Raw genomic sequence first — 11,150 nt, 5'->3', positions numbered from 1 at the left:
GCGTTTTCTACCGCCTTTTTTAGCTGCTGGAATTAGTCCTGATAGCAGTTCCCACTGCTGCGAAGTCAAATTGCTTGGGTATGATGGACTCATGGCTCTGGTAACGCTGTCATACTTAAATATTTTTTCTCCTGACAGAATACCGTTATGTGAGCTTTCTTACTTTTCAGACATCCTCTTAGAGATTGAAACGTTAATCGATAAGTTAAGAGGGTTTAATAATAGATATTGCAATTCATCAAAATCCCTATTAGGGATTGAAACACAATTTCATTTAGTAAAGTCACCAGTCCCAAGGATTGCAATTCATCAAAATCCCTATTAGGGATTGAAACAGGTATATGAAGTTTACTCCGCTCAAAATTTAATAATTGCAATTCATCAAAATCCTGTTTTGCCCAATACCTAATACTCCATTCAAAATTCTACAATTACCGGCGTATGGTCGCTGGGTTGGGTTAATTTTCTGGGCGCGACATCGATAATGCAACTTGTAGCACGCTCATACAGGATAGGTGTAAGATAGTGATGGTCAATCCGCCAACCTAAGTTGCGACGAAAGGCGGCGGCACGATAATCCCACCAGCTATAATTTCCGCTTTCTGTGGTGAATTTGCGAAAAGCGTCAGCAAACCCCAATTTCAGGATATCCAGTAAGGCTTGGCGCTCTGCTTCTGTTGCCATAATGTGATTTTCTGTACTCACTTGCTCGTGAATATCCTTATCTTCTAGAGCGATGTTGAAGTCACCGCACACACAAATTGCAGGTTCTGACAACACCAACAATCGCAAATACTCGTGTAGCGCTGTCAACCAACGCAATTTGTATTCATATTTTTCAGTTCCGACTGCTGCACCATTGGGAACATATAAGTTAACAATCCGAATACGATCAATTACACCTGTAATCACCCGCTTTTGCTCATCCCATTCGTGGTGTAAATTTGGCAAAATCGCCCTAAACCCGGTAGTTACGTCTAGGAGTGGCTGGCGGCTAATTATGGCTACGCCGTTATAAGATTTTTGTCCTGATACATTAAGGTTATAGCCTAATTGCTCAAAAGGCGATCGCGGAAACTCGGCATCCACAACTTTGGTTTCTTGCAAGCAGAGAACATCAACAGGATTGGTAGTTAACCAATCGATAACTTGTTCTAGACGAGTGCGAATTGAGTTGACATTCCAAGTAGCGATTTTCATTAGTTATCAGAATTTTTTCTAAATTAATAATTACAAATTATGTAATTATTGTACAGTTACGTAATATTTATAATTTCTGTTCTATTTCCCAATTACATTTAAACCAAGCTTTAATGGCTTGATCCCATAAGATATTTTAGTAGTTTTAGCTACAAAATATTCCTTTTTGTAATTCCTGCTACAAAATATTATAACTTCTTATGATCCCCAAGGCAGATGCAACAAGCAATTGGTTTACTTTAAGTTAGAAATATAGCTCAGGGTTAAGTTTTGCCGATAGTCCATTAGATTTATCGGGAAAAAATTTACAGGACGGTTAACCATTATTAGGCTTTTTGTAGCCTATTAGGTTAATTTAAATGTCAAAAGAGTAAGTACAAATGCTCTTTCCTCATACAATGATGATGCAACTCATTATCTTGAGGACAATTTCATAGACTGAACCAAAAAAACTAATGAAAATCGCTCAAGTTGCCCCCTTATGGGAAAGGGTTCCACCTCCTAATTATGGAGGTATAGAACTGGTAGTGAGTCACTTGACTGATGAACTTGTTCGTCGCGGTCATGAGGTAACCTTATTTGCCTCTGGCGACTCTCACACTTTGGCTTATTTAGAAGCAGTTTATCCACGGGCATTGCGCTTAGATCCAAATGTCAAAGAGTATGCAGTGTACGAAATGCTAGAACTAAGCCAAGTTTACCAGAGTGCTGCCCAATTCGATATTATCCACTCCCATGTAGGGATTTCGGCATTACCTTTAGCGAGTTTGGTAACAGCAACTTCTACAGTGCATACTCTGCATAATCATTTTACAACGGATAACCGTCACGTATTTAACTACCACAAAAAACAACCATACATCAGCATTAGTAACTCGCAGCGTCAAATCGATCTCAATTATATTGACACGGTTTATAACGGAATTGAGCTAGCAAATTATCCATTAGTAGCCCAACCCTCAGAACCTCCGTATTTGGCATTTTTAGGTCGTTTATCACCAGAGAAAGGGCCACAACATGCGATCGCTATTGCTAAACAGAGTGGTTGGCGCTTGAAGATAGCAGGAAAGGTTGATGTCCAAGACTCTAAGTTTTTTGAACAAGAGATTGCCCCCCTCATAGATAATCAGCAAATTGAATATCTAGGCGAAATCAACCACGCCGAAAAAACTGAACTTCTGGGCAATGCTGCCATAACTCTCTTTCCTATTAGCTGGCAAGAACCTTTTGGGTTAGTAATGATTGAATCAATGGCAACTGGTACACCAGTCATTGCCATGAATTTCGGCTCTGTACCTGAAGTAATTGCCCACGAGAAAACAGGTTTTATTTGCAAAAGCTATGCAGAAATGGCGGCAATGATTCCACTAGCTTTGGAGCTCAACCGTCAAACCTGTCGAAAACATGTAGAAAACAACTTTAGTGTTAGCCAAATGGTTAACGGATATGAAGCTGTTTACAGACAAATTATAAAAGACCGCATAGAATCGAATGGCCGCATTCATGTAGCTAACATTCAGTTTTAATCAACTGTTTTTTATCCAACTTAAACAATACTTTTTAAAGAGGACATTGGTATGAGTACGAGAGCCAACACCTGCCTATGCTGCGGTGGTTCCCTCCTGCGCCATGTACGACATGGTGAACTATATTGGTTTTGTCTGTCGTGCCGACAAGAAGTACCGCTATTAACTGCTACTCGCTTGCCTAATGTGGAAACCCGGAACATCGGTGTGGTTCCTCAGCCTGCGGTAAATTCCTAATTTTACGGCATTCTAGATTAATAAAAGCTTACTAGAAATCAAAACTAATTTACTTTAAATCTATCAACTAGTGGTCTGTCTCATTAGTTACGAAGAGTAAACAAGTTCATAGTAAAAACTTTAGTCCTGGATTTTTAAGCACTTCAGTGTTTGCTACGAACTGATCAAAATTAATCAGACAGACCACTAGCTTCAACTGGTAAAATTGGATGGAGCTAATTGATAGGTTTAAAGCTTTGTTAGCAGCGTTACTTTATGGGCAAAAAGATTTACGCCTAGAGCAAGTTCCTGACCCCACTCCGACGGTTGGCGAAGTTGTGATCCAAGTGGGGGCAGCAACAACTTGTGGTACAGATTTGAAAGTCTGGCAGCGTGGTGGTCATGCTAAAATGCTGATCCCACCAACGCTATTTGGTCACGAAGGGGCTGGACGAATTGTTGCCTTGGGTGCAGGGGTTACAAATTGGCAAATAGGCGATCGCATCATCGCTAATAATTCCGCACCATGCACGAAATGCTTTTTTTGTCAACGTCAAGAGTATTCATTATGTCCGAATCTGACATGGAATAATGGAACTTTTGCCGAATACCTAAAAATTCCCGCACCGATAGTACAGCATAATTTATTGCAGATTCCCGATGAGTTGCCGTGGGAATTGGCAGCGATGACGGAACCTTTAGCTTGTGTGTTGCATGGTATAGCCCGTTCTAATGTCAAAGCCAAAGATCGAGTAGTCGTCTTAGGAGATGGGGCGATCGGGCTGATGTTTGTGGCGGCGTTGAGTGAGAAAGCTGAGGTGTTGCTGTGGGGAGGTAATAACCACAGGCTAGAAATTGGTCAGAAATTGGGTGCAACCCAGACTTTTAATTATCATCAAATTCCAGATATTCCTACTGTGGTGAAAGAACTTACCCAAGGATGGGGCGCAGATGTAGTGATTGAAGCAACTGGTGTACCAAGTGTTTGGGAAACTGCGATCGCCTGCGCCCGTCCTGGTGCAACAGTTAACTTATTTGGTGGATGTCCACGGGATACCAGCATTACTGTCAACACAGAACAGCTACACTATAGCGAACTAACCATCAAAGGCGTGTTTCATAATACACCAAAGTATGTGCAGGAGGCGCTGGCACTGATCGCTAGTCGCAAAATTCCCTTTGAGTTACTTATTAGTGAACAACGGTCATTAAAAGATTTAGAACAGGTATTTTGTGAGATGAAGGCGCGTCAGGTAATTAAGGTAGCAATGATTCCTTAGTTTTTTGCAGCGTACAGTAGATGCTCTGGGTTTAGCCAAACATTGACACTCCCCCTTTACACGGTGATAGCGGTAAAAGGGAGCTTTACGCATTACGTCTCGTAATTTTTGATCGCTAGCGTTAAAATTTGATTCAAATAATTGGTAAATTTCGCTAGTCGTGTCTACATCTGCAAAAACCTTTCCTATCTGGGCATTTTTCTCGCTGTTAACCAACGGTATCCTAATGTTGGCGGTCATCCTGCTAATTTGGCAACAGCAGAGATTCTCCGCTTTTTTTGGAATAATAACATCCCCAGAGCCAATCAGCCTGAACAACTCAACCGAAATTGCTACACCTGATTTAGGTCGTCTTCACCAACTCTCTTACCAGCAGTGGGTAAACATCCTCACGCAAGAAGCTAAGGTAGCCGCAGATCAACGTCCTCCACACTTAAGCATCCTGGTGGGAGATTCTCTGAGTTTGTGGTTTCCGCCTGAGTTATTACCCGAAGGTAAAAATTGGCTCAATCAAGGAATTTCTGGCGAAACCAGCAATGGACTCTTGAAAAGATTGGAGATATTTGACCGCACCCAGCCAGAGGTGATTTTTATCATGATTGGTATTAATGACTTAATTCGGGGGGTGAGCGACAGGGTAATTTTAGATAATCAGCGTCAAATTATTAATTACCTAAAAAAGACCCACCCCACAACGCAAATTGTTGTCCAATCGATTTTGCCACATGGGGCAGAAGAAATAACCTGGAAAGGACGAGATAAACTTCTGGCTGTTACCAATAGTCGCATTCGTAATTTAAATCAGCAACTGCAAAGTGTTTGTAACAAAAAAGGTGTCAAATATCTCGATTTACACCCCCTGTTTACCAACAAACAAGGTAATCTCCGCCGCGAATTTACTACTGATGGCTTACATTTAAGTCCTGAAGGCTATATAGTTTGGCGTTCTGCATTACAGCTTTATGGCGAGATCGAATTAAAACCTTAGCGTTAACGTCTTTTACGGGAAGAAGGGTAAAGGACGAAAAGAAGTAATATCTTTAAATACAACTTTGTATAAATCGTGTCTGGGCGCGAGAAAATAAGAAATAGTGGTTTAAGTAGACAAATCTAATGGATACAAAAGCTTTTAAGCGCAGCCTGCAACATTCAGAAAATTACAATCGTAAGGGGTTTGGTCATCAAGCAGAAGTTGCCACTCAGTTGCAGTCTGAGTATCAGAGTAATTTGATTCGAGAAATTCGCGATCGCAATTACACTCTACACCAAGGTGATGTGACAATCCGACTAGCACAAGCCTTTGGCTTTTGCTGGGGTGTAGAACGCGCTGTGGCAATGGCCTACGAAACCCGCCAGCACTTCCCTACAGAACATATCTGGATTACTAACGAGATTATCCACAACCCTTCTGTAAATCAGCGTATGCAGGAGATGGAAGTCGAATTCATCCCCATTGAAGGAAAGAATAAAGACTTTTCTGTTGTTGGAATTGGTGATGTAGTCATATTACCTGCTTTTGGGGCTAGCGTTCAAGAAATGCAGATACTTCACGATAAAGGCTGCAAAATTGTTGATACAACTTGTCCTTGGGTATCTAAAGTTTGGAATACAGTAGAAAAGCACAAAAAAATCGATTATACATCAATAATTCATGGTAAATATAAGCACGAAGAAACAATTGCTACTAGTTCTTTTGCTGGCAAGTATTTAATTGTTTTGAATTTGCAACAAGCCGAATATGTTGCTGACTATATTATCAATGGTGGGAACCGTGAAGAATTTCTGACAAAATTTGCTAAAGCTTGTTCAGCAGGATTTGACCCCGATCGAGATTTAGAAAGAGTTGGTATTGCCAACCAAACCACAATGCTTAAAGGCGAGACTGAGCAAATTGGCAAGCTTTTTGAGCGGACTATGTTACAGAAGTATGGCCCCACCGAGTTAAATCAGCATTTTCAAAGTTTCAATACTATTTGTGATGCTACCCAAGAACGCCAAGATGCCATGTTGAAGTTAGTGGAACAAAATTTGGATTTGATGATAGTAATTGGTGGGTTTAATTCATCGAATACTACTCAATTGCAACAAATTGCTTTTGAGCGAGGAATTCCTTCTTATCATATTGATACTGTTGAACGGATTAAATCAGGATATTCTATTGAACATCGACAATTAAATGGACAATTAATAACTACAGAAAATTGGTTGCCTGATGGAGAAATTGTTGTGGGAATTACTTCCGGTGCCTCCACGCCAGATAAAGTGGTAGAAGATGTGATTAATAAAATTTTTGCACTCAAGGCAACAGCAGCAGTAGTTTAAATTTTAGGGGGTGTGTAGCAACCTAATTAAACATAAAATACTCAACAGATAGATCCCCGACTTCTTAAATAAGTCGGGGATCTGAGTATATTTATTTATACCCAATAGTTTACCAACTAAAAATAAATTACTGCTGAGATATTGCTGCGCGTAAACTGTAACTACCAGATTCTCCTGCTTCAAAAGTGTTAGTCAACAGATAGTAGATATCATTTTCTGGTAAGGTAATAGTCAATCGAGCATTAAAATCCTTTGGGGAAATGTCGTCATTATGTGCTATAAGTCGTTCTTTAGCAGGAAGCAGTAAGTATAAGTGAGGGTCTATTTGCTGACTATTCATCTCAATAGTTATCTGTTGACCTGCTTTGCCTTCAAAGACATAAGTGTGAAAATAGCTATTATTTGGTAAAGTGCGATCGCCATTTTTCAGGCTCGCTTGTAAAACTTGACCATTCAACGGTAAATCCGTATCTTGACTATTATTATGTTGTTGACGCTCACTTGCTAACTGAGCATTACCTTGTTCTACAGCTACTAAAAAAGGCTGAATTAATTCTGTAGGAATTGCAAAACTAATACCAATAAATCTTTTAATTTCGGTGTCATTAAAAATGGCACTATTAATACCATGAGATTGGTATTGCCAATGACTTAGTAAAGTTAGGAGTTCCAAAGGAAGATATTATTTTGGCATTTCATGAACCCTTAGTAAGGCAATACACGGAATTTGGTGTAGGTTGAAAAGGTTAAAACCTCTGTGCGGAAGTCAAAAATCAAAAGTCAAAAGTCAAAAGTTAAAAGGCTTTTATAAAATGTATTTTTGGTATAAACACAAATTACTGCTTTGTTCGCAATGCTTGGATAGTAGGATGAGAGAGGAGCTTTTCTCCCTCTGCTATTAAGCGTGTACCCCAGAGACTTTGTTTGAGAACTTCAACATTAGTCAATGTTTTATCTAAACGCAAAGCAGTTTGCGCCATATTTAAAGCCTTTTGTTGCTCACCTTTACTATATAAAACTACTGCAAGTGCAAATTGCGATCCTGTGACATCATTATCAATTTTAATTGCTTTTTGCCACTGTTTAATTGCCCCTTCAATTTATCCTTTTTCATATTTGATGTAGCCAATTTTTGTGTAAGCTGCTGCAAATTTTTCATCTTTGGCAAGCGCCTGAGCATATTCTGATAATGCAGTTTTCTTGTCTGCTTGCTTATGGGAGACGACGCCTCGATGGAGAAATCATTGCTTCTGGAAGCACAGATAAAACTATTAAACTTTGGAAAAAGGATGGAACTCCTATTACTACCTTGACTGGACATAACGATTCAGTGACAAGCGTCAGTTTCAGCCCTGATGGAAAAATCATTGCTTCTGCTAGTAAAGATGACAAGGTTATTTTGTGGAGTTTGCAGTTAAATGATTTACTAGCACGAGGATGTCAATAGCTCCAAGATTATTTTGTTACTCATCCAGAAGCTAGCAATAGTCTGCCATCGTGTAGCAAAAGCCATAGAATAATGTAAGTCTAAAAATTTGGAACAGATTCAAAAAAATGGCTATTTATGAGCAAATTGGTAAAGGCTATGATTTGACTCGTCGCGCTGACCCTGAAATTTCTGCCCAATTAGCTGTTCACCTTCAGCTAAAATCAGATTATTCATATCTAGATGTGGCGTGTGGCACTGGAAATTACACACTAGCTTTGGCAAAATATGGTGGTGTTTGGTATGGAGTAGACCAGTCAAAACAGATGATTGATACTGCTACGAATAAGAGTAATGCTGTAGCTTGGCAAGTTGCAGAAGCTCAGGCGTTACCTTATGCTGATGAAACTTTCTCTGGTGTATTATGCACACTAGCAATACATCATTTTGCTACATTAACTCCTGCTTTTCGGGAGATTTACCGTGTCTTGACTGCTGGTTGTTTTGTATTATTTACTGCCACACCTGAGCAAATAAATAAATATTGGTTAGTCGAATATTTTCCACAGACTATATATAAATCTGCTGAACAGATGCCAAGTTTAGAAAAGGTCAAATATGCTCTCAAGCAGGCAGGTTTTAAATCAATACATATCAAACCTTTTTCTATTTCGGAAAACTTACAAGACCTGTTTTTATATAGTGGAAAACATCGTCCGGGAATATATTTAGACGAGAATGTGCGTTCTGGAATTTCTACCTTTGCTTTGCTAGCTTCTGCGGATGAAATCGCAGCAGGGTGTCAAAAACTAGCAGCAGATATTAATACAGGACGCATCACAGAGATTGTCAATAAATATGAAAACAATCAAGGAGATTACTTGTTTGTAATCGCCGATAAAGTATAAATCATGAATTAGCATGACACAGAAATGGCTTTCTATCGTCGGCATTGGGGAAGATGGATTACAGGGGTTAAGCCTGATCGCTCTTTCCCTAATTGCTCAAGCTAAAGTAATTGTCGGAGGCGATCGCCATTTAGCAATGCTCCCTACAGATGACCAACGTGAGAAACTAGTCTGGACATCCCCCATTAGCACTTCTGTAGAGGAAATTATCAAACGTCGGGGTCAGTTAATCTGCGTACTTGCAAGTGGTGATCCGATGTGTTATGGCATTGGTGTTACCTTGATGCGGCGAATTCCCGTCTCTGAAATGACGATTATCCCCGCACCTTCAGCCTTCAGCCTCGCCTGTGCCAGGGTGGGATGGTCTTTAACTGAGGTGGAAACCTTGAGTTTGAATGGTCGTCCATCCTCTCTGCTTCAATCTTACATTTACCCAAAAGCGCGGCTGTTGATTTTGAGTGAAGGGAAGGACACACCCGCCATTGTTGCTAAAATTTTGACAAATCGCGGCTATGGTGGCAGCAAAATCACTGTATTGGAGCGCATGGGTGGCATTCATGAAAGAATTGTAGAAGGTACGGCTGCATCTTGGAGTGAAACAGAAGTTGCTGCGTTGAATGCGATCGCTGTTGATTGTATTGCTGATCCTGGGGTTATCGCTTTACCAAGACTACCAGGACTACCAGATAACGCCTACCACCACGATGGACAGTTAACGAAGCGTGAAGTTAGGGCAATTACCTTAGCAGCTTTAGCACCCACACCAGGAGAATTGTTGTGGGATGTTGGCGCGGGTTGCGGTTCCATTTCTATTGAATGGATGCGGAGTAATGCTCGGTGTCGGGCGATCGCGATCGAACAAAATTCTTCTAGATTACTATATATTGCCGATAATGCAACTACTCTGGGTACTCCAAATCTGCAAATCATTGAAGGTAAAGCGCCCCATGTTCTGAAAGATTTACCTGCACCAGATGCCATTTTTATTGGTGGTGGGGTGACAGCAACGGGACTTTTTAATGTTTGTTGGGAAGCACTGCGATCGGGTGGACGTTTGGTGGCAAATGTCGTGACGGTAGAGGGTGAGCAAACTTTATTTCAATGGCATGAACAAGTCGGTGGTGATTTGACTCGTATTGCCATCCAACGGGCGGAACCTATTGGTAAATTTTTGGGCTGGCGAGGAATGGCAGGTGTGACACAATGGGTAGTTGTAAAATAACAAGATTTGTGTCTAGTATGAGGTGTTATTAATGTCCCGCAAGCCACACGATCTCAAGCCAAGAAATTATCCAGATTAAGCATGTTTCTATAGGCGTTAAACCCTTAGAAATTTCCAAAGTTATTATTAATTACATGGTGTAAGCTGACTTCAACTTCCGCAGGAAGTTAAGCATGGCTGAAACCACAGCATCCGGCGACTCAATTAAGAAGCCATGACCCCCACTGTTGAGGACTACAAGTTCACCATTGGGAATGCCTTGAGCAAGTTGTTGGGAAAACTTTAGCGGGGTGAGAATGTCTTGTTTACCAACTATAACTAGGGTAGGACAATGAATTTCTTGAAGGCGGTCTGTTGTATCAAAGTCAAGCATGGCTCGACTGTGATGATAGAGTGAATGAGCCGCAGGTGGGAAAGGATATCTGATTGCAAATTCAATCAGACCTTCAATCATCCCAGGAATCGAGTAGAAAGTATCTGTAAATATCCAGGGTAATACGACTTTTTCATAAAGTTTCAAGTCTACATTTTTGCAGAGGTCGCCCCAAGTCTTGATGATGCTGTTAAATAATTCATCACCCTTTGTTAAGGATGAAAGTAGTATCAGACTTTCTACTTTTTCAGGATGTGCTAATACTAACTCTTGGGCTATTTGACCACCCATTGAATGACCTACTAAATGTACTTTATCAATCGCAATATGATCAAGCAATGCTGCAACGTCATTAGCCATCTGCTTTAGACTATAGGGGGTTTCGGGGGCAGAACTTCGCCCCATACCTCGGTTGTCTAAGCGAATGACTTGATACTGCCAAACCAGCGATGGCATAATCAATGACCAATAGGCATGATCGCAAAGGAAGCCAGCTATTAATAGCAAAGGCTCACCCTTTCCCTTAATGTCGTAGAACAAATCAATCCCGTTAATCTGAACTTTGGGCATAGTAAATAATTCGGCGTTGCATATTTGCGGGATGAATTAGGCTGAAAGGGTGATAAAACCGTCATGGAGGTAATGAAGTAATAATTTAATTGAAAGCCTAAGCATTT

Annotated in this window: 12 protein-coding genes and 1 pseudogene; 9 read left to right on the top strand and 4 right to left on the bottom strand. The window is 40.5% G+C overall.

From position 1 onward, the window contains the following. Nucleotides 1–417 precede the first annotated feature (417 nt). Nucleotides 418–1,200 carry an exodeoxyribonuclease III gene (gene xth, locus V7L20_RS19260; RefSeq protein ID WP_334745627.1) on the bottom strand — a complete coding sequence of 261 codons (783 nt, stop codon included), beginning with the start codon at nucleotides 1,198–1,200 and terminating at the stop codon, nucleotides 418–420. A gap of 455 nt (nucleotides 1,201–1,655) precedes the next feature. Here xth and V7L20_RS19255 point away from each other — a divergent pair, with 455 nt between their 5' ends. From V7L20_RS19255 to V7L20_RS19235, 5 genes are all read left to right on the top strand, one after another. After that, complete coding sequence (locus V7L20_RS19255; protein WP_334745626.1) at nucleotides 1,656–2,726, top strand: glycosyltransferase family 4 protein; 1,071 nt, start codon at nucleotides 1,656–1,658, stop codon at nucleotides 2,724–2,726. Between the two features lie 51 nt (nucleotides 2,727–2,777). Beyond that, nucleotides 2,778–2,963, top strand: coding sequence for a hypothetical protein (locus V7L20_RS19250; RefSeq protein WP_334745625.1), 186 nt, complete (start codon nucleotides 2,778–2,780; stop codon nucleotides 2,961–2,963). A gap of 236 nt (nucleotides 2,964–3,199) precedes the next feature. Beyond that, the gene (locus tag V7L20_RS19245; protein WP_334745628.1) at nucleotides 3,200–4,222 is read left to right on the top strand and encodes a zinc-dependent alcohol dehydrogenase; all 1,023 of its coding nucleotides are present in this window, start codon (nucleotides 3,200–3,202) and stop codon (nucleotides 4,220–4,222) included. Nucleotides 4,223–4,382: 160 nt separating this feature from the next. Next, nucleotides 4,383–5,210, top strand: coding sequence for an SGNH/GDSL hydrolase family protein (locus tag V7L20_RS19240; RefSeq protein ID WP_334745624.1), 828 nt, complete (start codon nucleotides 4,383–4,385; stop codon nucleotides 5,208–5,210). Between the two features lie 125 nt (nucleotides 5,211–5,335). Continuing rightward, nucleotides 5,336–6,544, top strand: a complete 1,209-nt coding sequence (locus V7L20_RS19235) for a 4-hydroxy-3-methylbut-2-enyl diphosphate reductase (RefSeq protein WP_334745623.1) — start codon at nucleotides 5,336–5,338, stop codon at nucleotides 6,542–6,544. Between the two features lie 127 nt (nucleotides 6,545–6,671). Here V7L20_RS19235 and V7L20_RS19230 read toward each other — a convergent pair whose 3' ends face one another. After that, nucleotides 6,672–7,217 carry a PPC domain-containing protein gene (locus V7L20_RS19230; protein WP_334745622.1) on the bottom strand — a complete coding sequence of 182 codons (546 nt, stop codon included), beginning with the start codon at nucleotides 7,215–7,217 and terminating at the stop codon, nucleotides 6,672–6,674. Between V7L20_RS19230 and V7L20_RS19225 the strand changes: the two are divergent. Beyond that, nucleotides 7,175–7,285, top strand: a pseudogene (locus V7L20_RS19225) (element excision factor XisI family protein); the annotation flags it as partial. The gene V7L20_RS19230 and the pseudogene V7L20_RS19225 overlap by 43 nt on opposite strands. Nucleotides 7,286–7,380: 95 nt before the next feature. Here V7L20_RS19225 and V7L20_RS19220 read toward each other — a convergent pair. Then, nucleotides 7,381–7,524 carry a hypothetical protein gene (locus V7L20_RS19220; RefSeq protein ID WP_334745621.1) on the bottom strand — a complete coding sequence of 48 codons (144 nt, stop codon included), beginning with the start codon at nucleotides 7,522–7,524 and terminating at the stop codon, nucleotides 7,381–7,383. 209 nt (nucleotides 7,525–7,733) lie between these two features. On the opposite strand from V7L20_RS19220, the gene V7L20_RS19215 reads away from it, so the two are divergent. From V7L20_RS19215 to cbiE, 3 genes are all read left to right on the top strand, one after another. Continuing rightward, nucleotides 7,734–7,991, top strand: coding sequence for a WD40 repeat domain-containing protein (locus tag V7L20_RS19215; RefSeq protein ID WP_334745620.1), 258 nt, complete (start codon nucleotides 7,734–7,736; stop codon nucleotides 7,989–7,991). Nucleotides 7,992–8,098: 107 nt separating this feature from the next. Next, nucleotides 8,099–8,878 (top strand): class I SAM-dependent methyltransferase, encoded by a 780-nt coding sequence (locus V7L20_RS19210; protein ID WP_334745619.1) that lies wholly within the window; start codon nucleotides 8,099–8,101, stop codon nucleotides 8,876–8,878. Nucleotides 8,879–8,891: 13 nt separating this feature from the next. Then, nucleotides 8,892–10,100, top strand: a complete 1,209-nt coding sequence (cbiE, locus tag V7L20_RS19205) for a precorrin-6y C5,15-methyltransferase (decarboxylating) subunit CbiE (RefSeq protein ID WP_334745618.1) — start codon at nucleotides 8,892–8,894, stop codon at nucleotides 10,098–10,100. Nucleotides 10,101–10,230: 130 nt separating this feature from the next. Here cbiE and V7L20_RS19200 read toward each other — a convergent pair whose 3' ends face one another. Further along, the gene (locus V7L20_RS19200; RefSeq protein WP_334745617.1) at nucleotides 10,231–11,043 is read right to left on the bottom strand and encodes an alpha/beta fold hydrolase; all 813 of its coding nucleotides are present in this window, start codon (nucleotides 11,041–11,043) and stop codon (nucleotides 10,231–10,233) included. Between the last annotated feature and the right edge of the window lie 107 nt (nucleotides 11,044–11,150).

This window comes from Nostoc sp. (assembly GCF_036916735.1).
Lineage (GTDB): Bacteria > Cyanobacteriota > Cyanobacteriia > Cyanobacteriales > Nostocaceae > Nostoc.
Note: the sequence above shows the minus strand (reverse complement) of the source record. Positions and strands in the feature narration are given on the sequence as shown.

What these genes read in the sequence shown, in the direction of transcription:
- xth (WP_334745627.1), bottom strand. Translation starts at nt 1,200, where the DNA reads ATGAAAATCGCTACTTGGAATGTCAACTCAATTCGCACTCGTCTAGAA.
- V7L20_RS19255 (WP_334745626.1), top strand. Translation starts at nt 1,656, where the DNA reads ATGAAAATCGCTCAAGTTGCCCCCTTATGGGAAAGGGTTCCACCTCCT.
- V7L20_RS19250 (WP_334745625.1), top strand. Translation starts at nt 2,778, where the DNA reads ATGAGTACGAGAGCCAACACCTGCCTATGCTGCGGTGGTTCCCTCCTG.
- V7L20_RS19235 (WP_334745623.1), top strand. Translation starts at nt 5,336, where the DNA reads ATGGATACAAAAGCTTTTAAGCGCAGCCTGCAACATTCAGAAAATTAC.
- V7L20_RS19220 (WP_334745621.1), bottom strand. Translation starts at nt 7,524, where the DNA reads ATGGCGCAAACTGCTTTGCGTTTAGATAAAACATTGACTAATGTTGAA.
- V7L20_RS19215 (WP_334745620.1), top strand. Translation starts at nt 7,734, where the DNA reads ATGCAGTTTTCTTGTCTGCTTGCTTATGGGAGACGACGCCTCGATGGA.
- V7L20_RS19210 (WP_334745619.1), top strand. Translation starts at nt 8,099, where the DNA reads ATGGCTATTTATGAGCAAATTGGTAAAGGCTATGATTTGACTCGTCGC.
- cbiE (WP_334745618.1), top strand. Translation starts at nt 8,892, where the DNA reads ATGACACAGAAATGGCTTTCTATCGTCGGCATTGGGGAAGATGGATTA.
- V7L20_RS19200 (WP_334745617.1), bottom strand. Translation starts at nt 11,043, where the DNA reads ATGCCCAAAGTTCAGATTAACGGGATTGATTTGTTCTACGACATTAAG.